This is a genomic window from Sphingomonas sp. MMS24-J13 (assembly GCF_044905095.1).
Classification (GTDB): Bacteria; Pseudomonadota; Alphaproteobacteria; order Sphingomonadales; family Sphingomonadaceae; genus Sphingomonas_I.
Genome location: NZ_CP173258.1, coordinates 268021 through 285807 on the forward strand (window position 1 = coordinate 268021; position 17787 = coordinate 285807).

A 17787-nucleotide genomic window follows, 5' to 3' on the forward strand; every position below is an offset into this window, starting at 1 on the left:
CAAGAGGCGCTGCCGCCGCCGATAGTGCGCACCGCTCTTGGGGGGCTTCGATCCTATGCGACGGCTGTGCACCTTGCTCTCGTTCATGGCCGCGTTGGCGAGCTTCGGCGCGCCGCCCGCGGACGCTGCCGAACGCCGCAAGGTCATCATCGACCAGGATGCGTTCGAGGCGGTCAATCTCCAGTCGATCCTGATGCTGCTGCAGGACCCTTCGGTCGAGGTGCTCGGCATCACCACCGAGTCCGGCGATGGCTGGGCGCCGGAGGAGACGGCGCAGACGCTGCGGATGCTCGAGTTGGTCGGACGCACCGACATCCCGGTGGCGCAGGGCGCGATCTATCCGCTGGTCAACACGCAAGCGCGCAACAAGCTGCGCGAGGCCGCTTATAGCCCCATGCCCTACAAGGGCGCGTGGATGGAGAGCTGGCCGAGCTACAACACGATCAAGCGGCGTGAGACCCACGCGCCGGACGTCGTCCCGCCGCTGGACGAGGGCATGCCCTCCATCAAGCCCGATCCCCGGTCCGCGGCGCAGTTCATGATCGACATGACGCGCAAATATCCGGGTCAGGTCACGATCCTGGCGTTGGGCCCGCTCACGAATATCGGGCTCGCGCAGCGGCTGGACGACGGTTTCGCCGGGCGCGTGCAGGAGCTCATTTCGGAAGGCGGCATTCTGCTGCCGCCCGAGATCGACCGACCGGCCGACCAGTTCGCCATGCAGGCGATCTACGCCCCGCGCATGTCGATCAACCATTTCTGGGACCCGGAGGCGACGCGGATCGTCTTCACCTCGCCGTGGCGCCAACTGACCCTGGTGACCAACGACGCCAGCCGCCAGAACCTCGCCGACGCCGGCCTGCTGGCGCAGGCGACCAAATCCGGGAAGCCGGTGGCACGTTATGTCGCGAAGATGAGCCAGCCCGGCTATCCGCTGTGGGACGAGACGGCGGTGGCGGTGTGGCTGGACCCGTCGATCGCCACCCGCCAGACGCGCCTGGCCATGGACGTCGATCTGATGCCGGGCGCCAGTTACGGCGCGCTCCTGACCTGGGCCGCGGGCAAGGGGCCGCATCTGGGCGAACGCGACGTGCGGGTGGTTGTGGGCGTTGACGAGGCGCGGGTAAGGGCGAAGTTCGTTCGAGCTTATCGACAAATAATCGTGCGGAGGATTATCCAGGCCGGCGCATGAATGGGCGACCGTCCCGACGGCCGATCAGTGAATGGACCAATGGATCGTCGTTGTCCGTTGCTCGCTTACAGGCTGCCCGGCCATGTCCAGCGCTGGCGCAAAAAGGCTGCGCCGGGATACGATATTGCAACTCGTCTGATTGAGCAGGTCGGTTGCGCCGGTTGCTTTGCAATCCGCGATCCTGCCATCGGTGCCGATCATATAGGTCACGACCGAGGCGCCCTGCTGCGCTTCGCGCTGGGCCTGCGGAGGATAATCATCGCCACGCAGGCGAAATTCGCGGAGGGTCACCGCGGGGCGCGGGCCGGGTGCATGAATGGCTTCGAGGGTCTTCGTCATTTCTGCTCGCCGCGCAGCGAGGGCGCGCATAAGAGTGGCGTCCCGCCCGGCGAGCCTGGCTGCGTCCGCGCCCTTCTGGATCCATATTTGCCGCTGCGCGTCGCATCGCTCGTCCAGCGCGTCCCGGGCCTGGGCATCTGTGATATTGGCGAGACGGTAATAATCCTTGATGGCGGGATCGGGCCGCGTGAGCTGGGCCAGTCCACCGCCTGTGCATAGATCGTAGAGGGCTGCCGCCTGATCGGCGGTTGCCGCCGGAAAGGCGGGCGCCGGGTTCTGTGCAAGAGCGGGTGCCGTTCCTGCGAAGCAGAGCAGGGGAAGCAGAAATCCTGTTCTTGCCACCACGTATTTTTCTCCCGTCATTTCGCGCAGATGATACGGATTTGATCGTCCTGAGGACATGCCATCACTGGCAGGATCGCCGGAGCCCGGCAATTCCATTCGCCGAAATCCGGATAGGGTGAGGTGACCACCAATGGTACCGGCTCGCCCGACGGCGGCGGTGCATAGAGCGCGGTGATCTGCATATTCACCGGCCGGTGATATCGAACACGGTCGTGGCGACGAGACCGGCAGGGGCCTTGATCCCCAAAAGAATATCATGAAGATATGCCGACGTGCTGGTAAGCCGAACTCAATAAATTGCGATCAAACCGCAAGTATCAACTTGCAAGCGTATCCAAGTATAAGAAAAGTGAGTTATGCACGTGTTAATGCAATCCGCGAACTTCACTCGAAGTTTTCAACGAATACATCCGCGTCGTGCCGATCGATAAAATATGTTGCATTTCAAAATTGACACGGCCCGGTTAGCGCTGTGTAACGGTTGGTGGTCTTTGCCGATCGCGCCTGGTGTACGCCGCTAGCGCTTGATCCAGACTTCGACGCGCCGGTTCTTCTGTTGGCCCACGGTCGTGACATTGTCGGCCACGGGAAGTGCGGTGCCGAAGCCTTCGACGATGCCGGGCGTCAATCCCCGCGTGGCCAGCGCCTCGCGGACATAGTTCGCACGGTCCTGCGAAAGCCTGAGATTGAGCGCCTCGCCCCCGCGGCTGTCGGCAAAGCCGAACAGCATCAATTTGTCAGGTGCGATATGGTTGTCGGTGAGGAACTGTTCGACCAGTTCCGGTTCGCTCAGCGATCGGGTGTTGAAGCTGGATTTGCCGCTGTCGAAGCGGAAGGTCGAGGTCAGCCGCAGGGCTCCGTTCGTAAGCTGGGTATAGCGCGCAGGCGCCCCATCCTGTGCGCCCATCGTTTCCTGCTTGACCGTTCGCGGCACGAAACCGGTGGCTTCTACGACGGCCTGTCCGGCCGGCGATGCGACGAAGGCCAGGAAGCGTAACACGTTCGGGCGCTTCGGCGCGGCCGCCGTGTAGAGATAGAGTTGCCGTGACAGGGCATAATCCTCGGTCGCGATCGAGAAGCGGTTGGGGACGAGCGACTGCGCGCCGGCCGCGGCAAGGGCAACCGGCCGTGCCGAGGCGATCGAATTGAAACCGACGAAACCGATGCCGCCGGGATCGCTCAGCACCGCGCTGCCCAGATCGGTGCCGGATTCGAACCTTTTGGCATCGTTCGCCAGTGTCGCGCCATGACTGTCGAGGATCGAACGCTTGAAGAATTTCCAGGTCCCCGATTTCTCGTCGCGCGCGTAGACCTGCACATGGCCCGGTGTTCCGCCCACCTGGGCCCAATCGCCGATCACGCCCGAAAACAATCCTGCCGCCTGATCCAGCGACAATTTGCGAACCGGATTGCCCGGATTGACCACGATGGCGACGCCGTCGAACGCGATCACATGCTCGGAAGCCGGCGCGGTCATGTCCCCGAGCGCGGCGAGCGAAGCCGCCTGGGCGGGATCGATCCGATCGGACGCCATGGCGATGTCGAACGCGCCCGACGCCAGGCCGGAGAACCCGGTCTCCGTCCCCTTGGCGCTGATCGAGACGGACAAGGTCTTGCCGTCGGCCTCGCACGATATGACGCTCTCGTCCTTGGCCGGCACCGTCGTCGTCGTGGAGGTGCAGCCCAGCGTTTTCAGCCATGCTGCAGCCAGCGCCGGTGCAAGCTTGTCGCCGATCGTATTCGATCCGCCGATGCGTAGCATCGGCTCGGTGCCGCCACTGCTTACGATCGCCGGCAGGGCGACGGTGATCGAGCCGGGCGTGCGCGAGCAGGATTTCAGCCCGAGCAGTGCCCCGCCGACGATGGCGAGCGCCAGAACGCTCCCGCCGACCATCAGCAGGTTGCGCTGCGTGCCGCCCGACGATCCGGATGCGCCCAGCGCGGTGATCAACCCCTTGCCGCATTCGGGGCAGATGAAATCGGTGCCCGGCTGGACGATGATCGGCTGACGTTTGTCCGCCAGGCTGCAATTCCCGATGTTGACACACCGGCCCACACGATCGGCCATTCGATTATCCCCTGATCATCTTGAGCGCGGCGCGGCCCGCCTCGACGAGCGCGCGATAGCGGGGATCCCCCACGTCGCCGTTCACCAAGGGCTTGGCATCCTCGACCGCCTGTTTCACCGAAGCTTCGAGACCCGCCTTGTCCGCTGCTTTGGCCATGCCCTCGTCGACGGTGCGCTTCAGCGTATCGAGCGTCGTGAAATCGACCGCGTCGGCAGCCGCGAACAGATTGGCGCCGAGTGTCTGCGGGACATTGTCGAAGCCGTCGGCATCCTTGCTGAGCAATTGCAGGCCGTTGGACCCGGCCCGTACGGCGCCGAAGGCCTGCGCGAGCAGCAAATAGGCCGTCGCCTCGCGCCGCAGTTCGTCACCCGATTTCACGAACAGCGGCGGATAGGTTTCGAGGCTGCCCTCGGTATGCAATTCCAGCGAGTAACGCACTGGGTTGGCGGCGATCCGCGCGGCATAACGCTCGGCCAGGAAGGGCAGGATCCGCAGGTAACGGAGCGGAAACAGGTTCTTGATCGCAATCATCGTGATCTGGTTGGCGCGATCGTCGCTTTCGATGAACTCCAGATCGCCGGGCTGGGCGTCGCGGAATGCGCTCTTGAGCTGTTCGACGAAGGCGGCCTGATCGGGCGCCTTGGGCAGAATGACGACATATTTCTCGACCAATGTCTGCGCGCCGGTGGGGATACCCGGCCCGGCGCGATTCTTCTCGAGCGCGTTGATCGTGACGAAGCAGCCGGCTTCGGCCACCAGCTTGCTGATGTAGGTCCGCAAGGCGACGGCATCATTGCCATAACGTTCGCGCAGCTTGGTCAGGATCGATACGCCCAGAATGCGATCCTTCGCTTCGGTGACGATCGTGTTGTGCGCAATCTCGGCATTGGCCTCCGACGTCGCTTCGATCCGATCGATCAGCTCGCCCAACGTCAGGCGTGCGGCAAAGGAGGTGAAGGTCGGGTTGGGGCCGATCGCTTCGATCAGGCTGGCGCGCATCTTCGCCGTCTGCGTTCGTTGTTCGGCCTCGTCATGGGCAAGTGTCTTGGTCACGCGCCGGACCAGCTCGGGATCGTAAAAGCGGATCAGATGGCCCTTTACGTCGCCATCGGCGGACTTCAGCCGCTCGTCGATCCCGCTCGAAACGCGTCGCAGCGCCTCCTGCGTTGTCGATACGACATGGTCGACGGTCGCCTTGAGATCGGCGATTTCGGTGCTGATTTCGGCCAGCAGCGGCTTGGCGAAGGTCCATGCCTCGACCCGGGTCTGGCGGACATGAAGCTCCTGGAGGTTGATCGCGAGCGCGTCGAGCAATGTGTCGCGGCTCCCCGTAATCTTGCGTAACAGCCCAAGTTCGGACCAGCGTCGGTGTACGATGCCGATCTGGTCGCGCGTGCCCTCGATCTCGGCCGCAAGGCTGGCGAGCGTGCCATCGACGGCGAGCGAGCGCTCGTTGAGCGCGTCGGCCAGGGCGGCCAGGACGCGGCTGATCTCGGCGGCGGATCGTGCGCCGGTGCGCCAATCGTCGAACAATTCGCGTTCCACGCGACCGCGCACCTCGCGCGCCATGTCGCGTCGCGCCATCGCTTTCGTCCGATAGAAAGCCACGACACCGGCATTGCGGAAGCCCTCGTCGAAGCGCTTCTGCATCAGCTTCGCTAGTTCGTCGGCCCAGCCCGCCGAGGCACCCTCGCGCGCCATGGATTTGAAGGTGGGGACGACATTTTCCCATTCGCCGGTGATCGGCCTCCACTTCTTGAGGACATCGTCGCCGGGGAGAATTGGGACGGACAAGGTGAGATAATCGTCGGTCAGGGCCCAGCGTCCAAGCGTATCGGCCTGACGCACGAAGCTCGCCACGTCGATATTGCGTGGCTGGTCAACGAAGCCGAGCGTGTCCTGCCAATTGTTGTGGCGCAGTTGCTGGATCGATTGCTGGGCGAAGTTGAGACTGAGATATTCCTTGATCTCCTCCTCGGGGATCGCGATGCGCTTGATCCCGAAGCTCAGGAAGCGCTTCGATCGTTCACCGATGCGCGAACCCGGCATGGTTTCGGGCGTGCCGTCACCATTTTCGGCATTTTCCGCACGTTCGAGCGAGCGCCAGCCGACCTGGCCCGCGACGACGATCTTCTGGAACAGGAATTCGGCCAGGACTCCCGGCAGTTCCTTATCGATATCGGCCTGATAACCATTTTCGTTTTCGTTGCCGAAAACATAGGCGCCGTTGAACGCATCCTTGAGCGCGAGGCGATTGCCCGACCCCACGTCGATCGGTGCATAGGCGCCGGTCGAAAGTGCGTTCAGTTCGGTCAGCGCCGAAAAGCCGTTGGCGTGATAGTTACCCGTGTCCCAATTGGGCGGCGGAAACTGATCGGGCAGGAGCAGATAGGGGACGATCCGGTGGCGTTCCGGATTGCTGTACATCGCACGGACCTGCGCGACGGTGTCGATGATAGACCCCGAGCCGGTGCCGCCGGCGAGACCCGCGACGATGTGGAAGGTAAGATCGGTCTGGCCATTGGCCTGAAGATTGCGCACCAGCGACTGGAGCGATCGCTTGAACTCGTCGATCTTGCACGCGAACAGGAAGCGGCCAAGCCGCCGCTTCTGCCCGCCCAGGGCCGCGCCCACGACCGATCCCAGGATATCGCCCCATGTCTGGCGATCCCCGATCCAATCCTTGAGCCCGGGATAGGTCTGGATGTTGGCAAGCCGGGCCTGCAGATCCTCACCGGTGATGGTCAACTGGCTGGCGACGGGAAGCTGGACCGAGGTGCCGAGAATTTTCCAGCTCGGATCGTCGGGCGCCATCATCTCGCGTGAGGAATTGACGTAGAGGTAAGCGATGCTCGCGTCGGGCGCGCTTTCGCTGCGGAATTCAGCGTAGATCAGCTTGCGCAGCGCACGAATGGCCTTGCCGCCCGTACCACCCAGACCGACGATGACGTGATTCATGTGCCGACATTCCCCCCTAAACATCTCTTCGGGGCGAATCGTGACAGTTAAATGACAAAGTCGTGAAAGTTGCGCGTCGGAGCAGGGTCGGGCGCTGCTGACGTCTTTCTCATCCTGTGACTATTCGGAACGGCCAGGCGATCATCCTGAAACTATGCGAGTATCAATCGGACGAATTAGCGCCCGTATCGCGCAGCGCCTGTGCCAGCGAGGTCTTCGCCGATCCGCGCCGCGCCGGCTGCGGTTGATCGGGCCCCGGTGCCCAGCCGGTCATGAAGACCAGTTCGAAATGCTCGCGTACGCGGCCGTCCGCGTCGGCCTGGTTGGCGAAGGCATCGGCCAGCGCCGCCGTTCGCGCGCGGCCGAAGCGGGGTGGGCCTTGGTGGGCGAGCTGGTTGGTGGCGGCCATGCCGCGCAAATCCGAGATCAGGCGGAAGACATGAGCGTAGCCGACATCGAGCGGCTCGGCGTCGGCAACGGTCAGGACGAAGCCGGCGCGGGCGAGCAGGTCGCCCGAGGAGCGCACGTCGACCGCCGGGTGGAAGCGCGCGGGGACGGCGCCGCCCATCGCCTCGTCGGCGGCGGAGACGGCGGCGCGTAGCTTGGGCAGGCTGCCCGCGCCGACGAAGCCAGCGAGGAACAGGCCGTCGGGCCTGAGCGCGCGGCGGCACTGGATCAGCGCGCCGGGCAGGTCGTTGACCGCGTCGAGCGCGCCGGCCGAGACGATCAGATCGAAGCTGGCAGGCTCGAAGGGGAGGGCGTCCTCATCGGCCTGCACGCCCCCGGCCGCGGCGGCGAAGCGCGCGCCGGCATCGCACGCCACCATTTCGATCCCGCGTGCCTGCAAGGCCCGCGTGAGCGATCCATCCGCGCAGCCGAGATCGAGCGCGCGCGCGAACGGGCGGGTGACGATCGAGAGGCGATCGAGCAAGCCGTCGACGATCGCGTCGCGCAGGAAGGCATGGTCGGCGAAGCCGGGCTCGGCGCGGTCGCGGCGCAGGCGACGGAGCGCGCGGTCGAAAATTTCGGGAACGGACACGGCGGGCTTGTGCCTTCTGATCGCGCGCGGGACAAGGGGTGGATGGGGGAGGCCACGACATCGCCTGAAACCGATCGTCACCCTGCACTTGTGTCAGGGGCCACCGGGCGTTCCGCACTGTCGGCGCAAGTGGCTTGGTGGATGCTGAAACGAGTTCAGCATGACGGGTTCCGCAAGGTTGGCCGGGCGCTCCGCCGCGCGTTTGCGCCGATCGTCGCCTTCGCCCTCCCGCCGCGTTGCCCCGGCTGCGGCACGGTCGTGCAAGCCGATCACAGCTTCTGCCTCGCCTGCTGGCAGTCGCTCGATTTCCTCGGCGGGCCGGCCTGTTCGGTCTGTGCCGAGCCGCTGGCGCTCGCCTTCCATGACGATGCGCGCTGCGGCGCCTGCCTCGCCGATCCGCCGCCGTTCGATCGGGTGAAGGCCGCGGTCGCTTATGGCCCGATCGCGCGTGCGCTCGCGCTCAAGCTCAAATATGGGCGGCGGCCGGGGATCGCGGTGACGATGGCGCGGCATATCCGGCGCGTGGCGGGTGGAGCGCTGGAGGGTGCCCTGGTCGTTCCGGTGCCGCTCCACCGCCGCCGCATCTGGACGCGGGGCTACAATCAGGCGGCCTTGATCGCGCGGGCGCTGGTACGGGAGGGGGCGGGCGAACTGGCGCTCGACCTGATCGAGCGCAAACGTGCGACGCCGGTGCTGCGCGGGCTCGGCCGGCTCGCGCGCGATCGGGCGGTGCAGGGCGCGTTCGCGCTATCGAAGGACAGCCGTGCCCGGGTGAAGGGGCGATCGGTCGTGCTGGTCGACGATGTCTTCACCTCGGGCGCGACCGCGCGCGCCTGCGCGCGGGTGCTCAAGCGCGCCGGCGCGACCCGCGTCACGATCCTCTGCTGGGCACGCGTGGTGCGCAATGACGATGAGGCGCGTTGACATGGCGCGGTGCCGACCACAGATCGGACAATTGGTTGGAGCGAGTGATGGCCAAGGTCGAAGTCTATACGAAGATGTTCTGCCCCTACTGCACCCGGGCGATGCGCCTGCTGGGTGAGAAGGGGGTCGAGGTCGAGGAATATGATATCTCGCTGGGTGGGCCGAAGCGCGTCGAGATGCTCGGCCGCGCCAATGGCCGCACCACCGTGCCGCAGATCTTCATCAACGGCGCGCATATCGGCGGATCGGACGATCTCGCCGCGCTCGAACGCGCCGGCAAGCTCGATCCGTTGCTGGCGGGCTGATGCGCGCGGCGATCCTTCAATCCAGCACCGGCATCGATCCGCTGCTGAGTGCGCGTAACATGGTCGAGGCGGTCGAGCGCGCGGCGGGCGAGGGCGCCGACATGCTGTTCACCCCCGAGATGAGCAACCTGCTCGATCGCGACAAGGCGCGCGCGGCGGGCAGCATCGTCGCCGAAGCCGACGACGTCGTGCTGGCAGCCACGCGCGAGGCGGCGGCGAAGGCGGGCCTGTGGGTCCATATCGGCTCGCTCGCGGTGAAGGCCGATCGCGGCACCGCACCCTATGCCAATCGCGGCTTCGTGATCGACGATACCGGCGACATCCGCGCGCGGTACGACAAGATCCATCTGTTCGATGTCGATCTGCCGACCGGCGAGAGTTGGCGTGAATCGAACAGCTATGTGCCGGGCGATCGGGTGGTTGCGGTCGATACGCCCTGGGGACGGCTGGGCCTGTCGGTCTGCTACGATCTGCGCTTCCCCGATCTCTATTTCGCGCTGAGCGATGCGGGCGCGACGATGCTCGCGATTCCCGCAGCGTTCACGGTGCCCACGGGACGCGCGCACTGGCATGTGCTGCAGCGGGCACGCGCGATCGAATCCGCCGCCTTCGTGATCGCGGCGGCGCAGGTCGGGCATCATGCCGACGGGCGCGATACGTTCGGCCACAGTCTGGTGATCGATCCGTGGGGCGACGTGCTGCTCGATATGGGCGAAGAAACCGGGCTGGGTTATGCCGAGATCGATCCGGCGAAGATCGATGAGGCGCGCGGCCGTATTCCGGTGCTGGCGCACCGCCGCGCGCTCGGCGCGGTCGAGGTCGCGCGATGATCGTATTCGATCTGTCGTGCGACGGCGGGCATGTGTTCGAGGCGTGGTTCGGCTCGACCGACGATTATGAAGGCCAGCGCGCGCGCGGCCTTGTCACGTGCCCGATCTGCGGCGCGAGCAAGGTGGCCAAGGCGGTGATGGCACCCAATGTCGCGCCCAAGGGCAATATGCGATCCGCGGCACCCGTGCCGATGCAGGGCGGAACGCCGACACCGGCGCAGATGAAGACGTTGCTGGCCGAACTGGCGCGCGCGCAGGCGAAGGCGCTCGAGGGATCGGAGCATGTCGGCACCCGCTTCGCCGACGAAGCGCGCGCGATGCACGATGGCGACGCGGTCCAGCGCCCGATCCACGGCCAGGCCACGCGCGAGGAAGCGAAGGCGCTGATCGAGGAAGGGATTCCGGTCGCGCCGCTGCCGCTGCCGATCGTGCCGCCCGAGGTGAGCCACTAATAGCCGTCGCCCCTGCGGAGATAGGGCCGCCGGCATCAATCTTGCCGCCTCCGATGAAACAGATGCGCGGTCATCGCGGCGCCGATCACCGGCGCCAGCAGGTTTGCGACCGGCACCAGGAATATCGCGGCGACGGCAATCCCGATCAAAGCCCGATCGCCGCGCGTCGCCTTTAACCACGCCAGCCGCGCTGTGCGATCGGTGTGGCGCGTGGCCACCATCTCGCCGAAATCGCGCCCGACGGCGAGGCCGTTGACGAGCAGGAAGGCGATCAGGGTCCCAACCCCGGTCAGCAGCAGGAGCAGGTAGATCGGCAGCGCCACCAGATTGTAGAGGATCAGCCGCGCGCTCGATCGGAGGCCCAGCCACGCCCCGCCCGCCAGTCCGATCGGACGCGCCGTCGCCAGCGCCGCCGGATAGTGCCGCGCCTCGACGACGGCCACGATCCGGTCCGAATAACCCGATATCACCCCCAGCGCGATGGCCGGGAAGAGCAGCCAGATCGCCAGCGCGGTCAGCACCAGAGCGCCGAGCCCGCTCGTCGACAGTCCGAACGAACAGGATTCGACCGCGCCGATCCAGCCGCACGGATCGGTTCCGTCGAGCAGCCAGGCGATCCCCAGCCCTAGGCCGGCGAAGATCAGCAGGGTGACGATCAATGATCGCAGCAGGATGGTGATGATGCGCGGATCGGCCAGATCGCCGATCGCGAGGGTGAATATACGGAACACCAGCGGTCTACCAATGGGCCGCAAAGGAGTTCCCCGGCAGGCCGAAACCCACCGGACAGCATCATTTGCGACGAGCCGGGCTCAGCCCCGTTCGAGCAATCCGTGGCGCTTCTTGCCGAGGCTGATCTTCACCGGCGCATCCTGATCGAGGATGATCTCATAACGCTCGTCCTTGATCGGGATGTCGTTGAGCCGCACCGCGCCTTCGGCGATCTTGCGCCGCGCCTCGCCGTTCGATCCGGCGAAGCCCAGCACGGTCAGCGCCTGGACGATGCCGATCTGGCCCTCGTCGATGCGCAGGCGGGGCAGGCTCTCGCCCGCGCCGCCGCCGGCGAAGGTCTGCTCGGCGGTGGTCTGCGCCGCCAACGCCGCTTCGCCGCCGCGCACCAGCCGGGTCGCCTCGGTCGCGAGCACCACCTTGGCGTGGTTGATCTCGGCGCCTTCCAGCGCTTCCAGCCGGGCGATCTCGTCCAATGAGACGTCGGTGAACAGGCGCAGGAATTTGCCGACGTCGCGATCGTCGGTGTTGCGCCAGAACTGCCAGTAATCGAAGTGCGGCAGCTGATCCTCGTGCAGCCACACCGCGCCCGAGACCGACTTGCCCATCTTCGATCCGTCCGATTTGGTGATCAGCGGGGTGGTGACGCCGAACAGATCGGCACCGTCGATGCGGCGGCCGAGCTCGATCCCGTTGACGATATTGCCCCACTGGTCCGATCCGCCGAGCTGGAGCCGGCAGCCGACCCGGCGCGACAGCTCGAGGAAATCGTAGGCCTGCAGGATCATGTAGTTGAATTCGAGGAAGGTCAGCGGCTGCTCGCGCTCAAGCCGCAGCTTGACGCTGTCGAAGGTCAGCATGCGGTTGATCGTGAAGTGCCGCCCCACATCGCGCAGGAACGGGATATATTCGAGCCGGTCGAGCCAATCGGCATTATTGACCATGATCGCGTCGGTCGGCCCGTCGCCGAACTTGAGCAGCCGTTCGAAGATGCGGCGGATCTGCGCGATGTTGGCGTTGATGCCGTCATTGTCGAGCAGCTTGCGCGCCTCGTCCTTGCCCGACGGATCGCCGATCTTGGTGGTGCCTCCGCCCATCACGACGATCGGCTTGTGCCCGGCCTGCTGGAGGCGGCGCAGCAGCATCACCGAGACGAGATTGCCGACGTGGAGCGAGGGCGCGGTCGCGTCGAAGCCGATATAGCCGGGGATGATCTGCTTGGTCGCGAGCGCGTCGAGCGCCGCCGGGTCGGTCACCTGGTGGATGTAACCGCGAGCGGAGAGCGAGCGGAGCAAATCGGACTGGAATTCGGTCATGGCGGCGCGCCGTTAGCATGGCGGCGGCCTGCGGCAAACTGTTGGCGTTTCGCGGAACCCGTCATTCCCGCGCGACGATCGGGGCACCACAAGCGGGCAAAGCCGTTGATCCGTCAAAACACACCCGAAAGGCGCACCAAATGAAATCGCTCTCACTTGTCCTACCACTGGCTTTGATCGCCACCGCCGCCACCGCCTCCTCGTCCGCGAGCTGGAAGGCTTCCGCCGCCGCCGGCCGCGCCGCCTGCATCAAGGCCGCCGATCTCAAGGGGGCCACCGCGTCGGGCCCGATCATCTTCAGCGATGCGGTATTGCGCGACGCCTGGCTGGTGCGTGGCACCTACAAGCAGCGCTTCATGAAAGGCGCGAAGGGCACGATGCTGTGTCTGGTCGACCGGCGCACGCATCGGGCGGAAGCGGTCGAGGCCCAGGACTGGTCGGCGCGCTGACGAGCGCGAAAGCGATTGCCTCACCGGTCAAGCGCCCGCAAAGATCGGACGGATCAACGGCGGGGACGACAGGATCATGAAAGCAGGACGGCTCGAGGCCTTCACCGATGGCGTGGTGGCGATCATCATCACCATCGCCGTGCTCGAGCTGCCCGTGCCGCATGGCCATGATCTGGCATCGCTGCGGGCCAGTGCGCCGATCCTGCTCGCTTACGCGCTGAGCTTCGCGAACGTCGGCATCTACTGGAACAACCATCACCACATGCTGCACGCGACCGACAGGATCGACGGCAGCGTGCTGTGGGCCAATCTCTTCATGCTGTTCTGGCTGAGCCTCGCGCCGTGGGTGATCCGATGGCTCGACGAATCGAGCTTCGCGGCGATGCCGACCGCGGCTTACGGCCTGATCTTCGGCATGGCCGCGATCGGCTATATCTGGACGCAGGCGCGCATCATCGCGGTGAACGGGCCGGGATCGGCGGTGGCACACGCGGTCGGCGGCGACATCAAGGGCAAGATCAGCCTGACGATGTATTTCGCGGCCATCCCGATCGCGTTCGTCGCGGCATGGGTGTCGGATATTTTCTACGTCGCGATCGCGGTGCTGTGGCTGATTCCGGATCGGCGGATCGAACGGGAGCTGACGGCGTGAGATAGCGCGCTCTTCCCGCGGGGAGAGCGCGCCAGGTCTTACTTCGTCTCGACGGCGAACAGGGTCACGCCGGCATATTTCGCGTCCGACGGGTTGAAGAGCGACTCGACCGTGAAATTGCGCGGGACGATGCTCGGCACCTGCAGCCCGGCCAGCTTGAACGTGCCGAGCTTGGTTTCCTTGGGCGGCTTGCCGTCCCGCTCCACCGTTACCGCATCGACATAGAGCTCGCCGTGGCGGGTGTAGAGGATATGCGGCGCGAGTTTCACGACCATGCGATTGTAGGTGGCCTGCACGCACTGCTTCAGGGCGATGGCTTCGAGGAGGATTCGGCTTGCTTCCATCTCCGTGCTTTGCATCGGCTATTTCCTCTCGCCAAGACTCTTGTGCGTCGCAGCAAGCTTTTTCAACACAAGATTGAGCCGACGTTCAGCCTACGCGCCCGATATGGCGGCTTCGCGTCAGTCCACCCACTCCGTGGCCAGATGCCGCCCCGCGAGCGTCATCAGCAAGGCCGCCAGGAGATAGAATCCGAGCGCAATCAGGATCGCAAAACGCAGCGCCTCGCTCCCGAAGCCCGGTGTCAGCCGGTCCGATAGTGCGCCGATGAACAGCGAGCCGAAGCCGACGCCGATCAGATTGTTGATCAGCAGGAAGCTGGCCGAAGCCGTCGCGCGCATCGGGGCGGGGACGAGGTGCTGGACCGCGGTCAGTACCGGGCCGAGCCAGATATAAGCGAGCCCCTGCGGGATGAGGAACAGGATGAAGGCAAGGGGGGCGGAGTTGGCGACCACGCCGGCGGCGAACAAGGGTACCGCGGTCAGGAATGCCAAAGCGGGCAGGCGGGCGTAGGCGGCGCGGCTCCGGCTGCCCAGGCGATCGCCGAGCCAGCCGCCGGCCAGCACGCCGACGACGCCCCCGATCAGGAACAGCGCGCCGAAGAAGCGGGAGGTTGCCAGCAGGTCCAGCGCGAAGGACCGCCGCATCAGCGACGGCAGCCAGAACGCCAGCCCATAGCCCAGCATCGAACTCGACGCCGCGCCCAGGGACAGCAGCCAGAAGCTGCGCTTGGGGAAAAGGATGCGTGCGACCGTGCCGAAGCTGGCGACGGCGCTGCGTTCGGTGCGGGGCCGCACCGGATCGCGCACGGCGAGTGCGAAGACCGGCGCGAAGACGAGCCCGGCCAGCCCCACCGCCAGGAAGGCCGCGCGCCAGTCGACGAGAGCGGCGACATAGCCCCCGAACAACACGCCGAGCCCCGATCCGAGCGGGATGCCGAGCGAATAGACGGCCAGGGCGCGTGCCCGCTGGTGCGGCGGGAAGGTCTCGCCGATCAAGGCATAGGAGGGCGCGACCCCGCCCGCTTCGCCGAAGCCGACGCCGAGCCGGCAGAGGAAGAGCTGGACGAACCCCGTCGCCATGCCGCTCAGCGCGGTGAAGCCGCTCCACACGGCAAGGCTGGCGGTGATCACCCATGATCGGCGGGTGCGGTCGGCGAGCCAGCCGAGCGGCACTCCGAAGGTCGAATACAGGATCGCCAGCGCCAGCCCGCCGAGCAGCCCGAGCTGGGTATCGGTCAGCGCCAGATCGCTCTTGATCGAAGCGGCGAGGATGCCGAGGATCTGCCGGTCGATGAAGTTGAACGTGTAGACGATGAGCAGCATCGCCAGCACGAACGCTTTGCGGGCGGGGGTCTGCGTGGTCATCTCGTTTCCCCCAATGCCCCCGTCATGCTGAAACACGTCCAGCATGACGGGAAGCGGATTACCGGAACTTCGCCGTGAACGTGGCCAGCACCTGCCGCGGATTGCCGTAGAACGCCGTCGCCACCCCTTCCTTGCCGAGGGTCGGCGTATAGCCGCCCTGCGCATTGAGGATCGGAACGCCGGCGACGGTCGAGGCGATATATTGGTAGCCTGCGGTCTTGTAATGCTTGTTGGTCAGATTCTTGCCGTGGACGCCGATCGAGTAACGGTTGTCGGCGAAGGTGTAGACCAGGTTGGCGTCCAGCAAGGTATAGCCCGGCTGATCGAGGAACGGGCTCGCCGTTTCGAACTGGTGGGTCAGGCTGCGATAGGAGACCGTGGTCGAGGCATTGATGATGCCGGAGCCGGCCGGAAGTGCCGCGCCGAGCGTGCCCGAGACGGTCCATTTGGGCGTGTTCTGGAAGGTGCGGACGGCCGAGACGTCGGTGCCCGTCGGCCCGATGAACTTCTTGTACTTCGCGTCGATGTAACCGAGCGTCCCGTTCAGATAGATGTTCGATCCCGCACCGGCGAAGCCGCGCGACAGGATCGCGTTGGTCTCGAGCTCGGCACCCTTGATATGCGCCTTGGCGGCGTTGGTGGTGATGCCGATGAAGGTCGGCACGCCATTGACCACCGCGCCGACCGAGCCCGGAATCTGCACGTCGTTATAATCGGCGTAGAAGCCGTCGGCAGCGAAGGTCAGCCGGTGATCGAGCAACGCGCCCTTCCAGCCGATCTCGTAGCTCTTCACCGTCTCGGGCTTGAAGCGGAGATAGTTGTAGATCTCCTGGTAGCTGCGCACCCCGTCGCCATTGGTGTCGGGGGCCGACGCGCCCGAACCGCGCGGATCGAAGCCGCCGCCCTTGAAGCCCTCCGAGAAGGAGGCGTAGACCATGTGATCGGGCGTGATCTTGTAGGAGAGCGAGGCGCGCGGGGTGAATTTCTTGAATTCGGCGCCGCCCTGGAAATTGGTCGCGGGATTGCCGAACGGGATCGGGTTGCCGCCGAAATCGGGGGTCAGGCCGATATAATTCGCCTTGAAGATCGTCGAGTTGCGCTTGTCCCACGTATAGCGGCCGCCCACCGACAGGCTCAACTGGTCGGTGATGTCGTAAGTGAAGTCGCCGTAAACCGACGATGTGTTGGTCTTCACGTCGCCCGAGGTGAAGGCGTCGAGCCCGGGCAGGGTGGTCGAGAGCAACACGCCGAACGCGGTGCTCGCCTCGGCCGCCAGATAATAATAGCCGACGATGCCGTTCAGCCGGCTGCTCTTGTAGAGCAGCTGGAATTCCTGGCTGGTCTGGTTGTTGCGATAGATCGCCGGCACGTCGACGTCGGCGGCGGGCAGCGCGTCGAAATCGATCGGGGTATGCGACGTATCCTTGCGGTACGCGCTGATGCTGCGCAGCGTGACATGGTCGGTCAGATCGGCCGAGATCGACATCGAGAGGCCGCCGCCCTTGACCCGGTTCTGCGGATTGTTGAGCCCGGCCTGCGTGTCATAGACGTTCGACAGCACCGGCGTTCCCGATACCAGGCCGGGGATCAGGCGATGGCCGTTGCGCGGGTTCGACTTGTCGTCGCTATAGTCGCCGGTGATGCGCACGAAGAGCCGCTTGTCGGGCAATTCGAACTCCAGCGTGCCGCGCCCGGCCCACACATCCTTGTTGTAATTGTCGATGTTGAGATTGAGGTTCTTACCGAACCCGTCGTGCGACAGCCGCGCCACCGACGCCCCGATCTTGAACAATTCGCCCAGCGGCGCCGATGCACTGACGACGCCGTCGGCCTCGTTATAGGAGCCATAGGTGCCGCGCAGATCGAGTTCGAAATGGTCGGGCAGCCGCTTGGTGACATATTTGACCGCGCCGCCGATCGTGTTGCGGCCATAGAGCGTGCCCTGCGGCCCGCGCAGCACCTCGATCCGGTCGACATCGTAGATGTCGAGCACGGCCGCCTGCGGACGGTTGAGATAGACGTCGTCGAGGTAGATGCCGACGCCCGCCTCGAACCCCGGCACCGGATCCTGCTGGCCGACGCCGCGGATGAAGGCGGCCAAGGTGGAATTGGTGCCGCGCGCGGCCTTGAGCGTGGTGTTGGGCGTGGTCGTCTGGATATCGGTGAGGTCGATCGATCCCGTGCGGGCGAGCTTCTCGCCCGAATACGCCGTGACCGCGACCGGCACGGTCAGCAACGTCTCCTCGCGCCGGCGGGCGGTGACGACGATCTCCTGGCCCGACGTGTCCGGCGCGGCATCTGCCTGGGCGGCGGGGGCGGGCGTGGCATCCTGGGCCACGGCGGGGCTCGTCAGGGCGATCAGGCTGGCACCTGCCGCGAAAGCCTGCCGACGCGAAAATCCAATGACGCCCATTTCGTCCTCTCCTGATAGGCAGTGCCTGTGCGGCGCTTGCGCTTGGTTGGGACAGGTTATACTGAAACC

At 65.4% G+C, this 17787-nt stretch carries 16 protein-coding genes; 7 read left to right on the forward strand and 9 right to left on the reverse strand.

Annotated features, from left to right (window positions below; translation table 11 throughout):
* The first annotated feature begins 55 nt into the window (after positions 1–55).
* Entirely contained in the window at positions 56–1192 is a 1137-nt protein-coding gene (locus AB4Z44_RS01185) for a nucleoside hydrolase (RefSeq protein ID WP_404712265.1), read from the forward strand.
* Between the two features lie 24 nt (positions 1193–1216).
* Here the strand turns inward: AB4Z44_RS01185 and AB4Z44_RS01190 are convergent, their stop codons facing one another.
* The 4 genes from AB4Z44_RS01190 to AB4Z44_RS01205 form a co-directional block, all read right to left on the reverse strand.
* Positions 1217–1972 carry an energy transducer TonB gene (locus AB4Z44_RS01190; RefSeq protein ID WP_404712266.1) on the reverse strand — a complete coding sequence of 252 codons (756 nt, stop codon included), beginning with the start codon at positions 1970–1972 and terminating at the stop codon, positions 1217–1219.
* 421 nt (positions 1973–2393) lie between these two features.
* A complete protein-coding gene (locus tag AB4Z44_RS01195; protein ID WP_404712267.1) occupies positions 2394–3944 on the reverse strand; it encodes a phosphate ABC transporter substrate-binding/OmpA family protein in 1551 nt (516 codons plus the stop codon).
* Between the two features lie 4 nt (positions 3945–3948).
* Complete coding sequence (locus AB4Z44_RS01200; protein ID WP_404712268.1) at positions 3949–6903, reverse strand: tubulin-like doman-containing protein; 2955 nt, start codon at positions 6901–6903, stop codon at positions 3949–3951.
* 163 nt (positions 6904–7066) lie between these two features.
* Positions 7067–7942, reverse strand: a complete 876-nt coding sequence (locus tag AB4Z44_RS01205) for a methyltransferase domain-containing protein (protein ID WP_404712269.1) — start codon at positions 7940–7942, stop codon at positions 7067–7069.
* Positions 7943–8083: 141 nt separating this feature from the next.
* Between AB4Z44_RS01205 and AB4Z44_RS01210 the strand changes: the two genes are divergently transcribed.
* Genes AB4Z44_RS01210 through AB4Z44_RS01225 form a run of 4 tightly spaced genes read left to right on the forward strand, consistent with a single transcriptional unit; the run spans position 8084 to position 10453 of the window.
* A complete protein-coding gene (locus tag AB4Z44_RS01210) occupies positions 8084–8866 on the forward strand; it encodes a double zinc ribbon domain-containing protein (RefSeq protein ID WP_404712270.1) in 783 nt (260 codons plus the stop codon).
* Between the two features lie 47 nt (positions 8867–8913).
* The gene (grxC, locus tag AB4Z44_RS01215) at positions 8914–9171 is read left to right on the forward strand and encodes a glutaredoxin 3 (RefSeq protein WP_404712271.1); all 258 of its coding nucleotides are present in this window, start codon (positions 8914–8916) and stop codon (positions 9169–9171) included.
* Positions 9171–10001 carry a carbon-nitrogen hydrolase family protein gene (locus AB4Z44_RS01220; RefSeq protein ID WP_404712272.1) on the forward strand — a complete coding sequence of 277 codons (831 nt, stop codon included), beginning with the start codon at positions 9171–9173 and terminating at the stop codon, positions 9999–10001. The genes grxC and AB4Z44_RS01220 overlap by 1 nt, the downstream gene beginning before the upstream one ends.
* Positions 9998–10453 (forward strand): DUF1178 family protein, encoded by a 456-nt coding sequence (locus tag AB4Z44_RS01225; protein ID WP_404712273.1) that lies wholly within the window; start codon positions 9998–10000, stop codon positions 10451–10453. The genes AB4Z44_RS01220 and AB4Z44_RS01225 overlap by 4 nt, the downstream gene beginning before the upstream one ends.
* 35 nt (positions 10454–10488) lie before the next feature.
* On the opposite strand, the gene AB4Z44_RS01230 is transcribed toward AB4Z44_RS01225, so the two are convergent.
* Together AB4Z44_RS01230 and tyrS are read right to left on the reverse strand one after the other, a co-directional pair.
* On the reverse strand, positions 10489–11184 hold the full coding sequence (locus AB4Z44_RS01230) for an EI24 domain-containing protein (RefSeq protein ID WP_404712274.1): 696 nt from the start codon (positions 11182–11184) through the stop codon (positions 10489–10491).
* Positions 11185–11265: 81 nt separating this feature from the next.
* Positions 11266–12498 (reverse strand): tyrosine--tRNA ligase, encoded by a 1233-nt coding sequence (tyrS, locus tag AB4Z44_RS01235; protein ID WP_404712275.1) that lies wholly within the window; start codon positions 12496–12498, stop codon positions 11266–11268.
* Between the two features lie 140 nt (positions 12499–12638).
* Here tyrS and AB4Z44_RS01240 point away from each other — a divergent pair, with 140 nt between their 5' ends.
* Together AB4Z44_RS01240 and AB4Z44_RS01245 are read left to right on the forward strand one after the other, a co-directional pair.
* On the forward strand, positions 12639–12947 hold the full coding sequence (locus tag AB4Z44_RS01240; RefSeq protein WP_404712276.1) for a hypothetical protein: 309 nt from the start codon (positions 12639–12641) through the stop codon (positions 12945–12947).
* Positions 12948–13023: 76 nt separating this feature from the next.
* On the forward strand, positions 13024–13599 hold the full coding sequence (locus AB4Z44_RS01245; protein WP_404712277.1) for a TMEM175 family protein: 576 nt from the start codon (positions 13024–13026) through the stop codon (positions 13597–13599).
* 38 nt (positions 13600–13637) lie between these two features.
* Here the strand turns inward: AB4Z44_RS01245 and AB4Z44_RS01250 are convergent, their stop codons facing one another.
* From AB4Z44_RS01250 to AB4Z44_RS01260, 3 genes are all read right to left on the reverse strand, one after another.
* Complete coding sequence (locus AB4Z44_RS01250) at positions 13638–13943, reverse strand: hypothetical protein (protein ID WP_404714321.1); 306 nt, start codon at positions 13941–13943, stop codon at positions 13638–13640.
* A gap of 117 nt (positions 13944–14060) precedes the next feature.
* Positions 14061–15305 (reverse strand): spinster family MFS transporter, encoded by a 1245-nt coding sequence (locus tag AB4Z44_RS01255; protein ID WP_404712278.1) that lies wholly within the window; start codon positions 15303–15305, stop codon positions 14061–14063.
* Positions 15306–15363: 58 nt separating this feature from the next.
* A complete protein-coding gene (locus AB4Z44_RS01260) occupies positions 15364–17718 on the reverse strand; it encodes a TonB-dependent receptor (protein ID WP_404712279.1) in 2355 nt (784 codons plus the stop codon).
* Positions 17719–17787 lie beyond the last annotated feature (69 nt).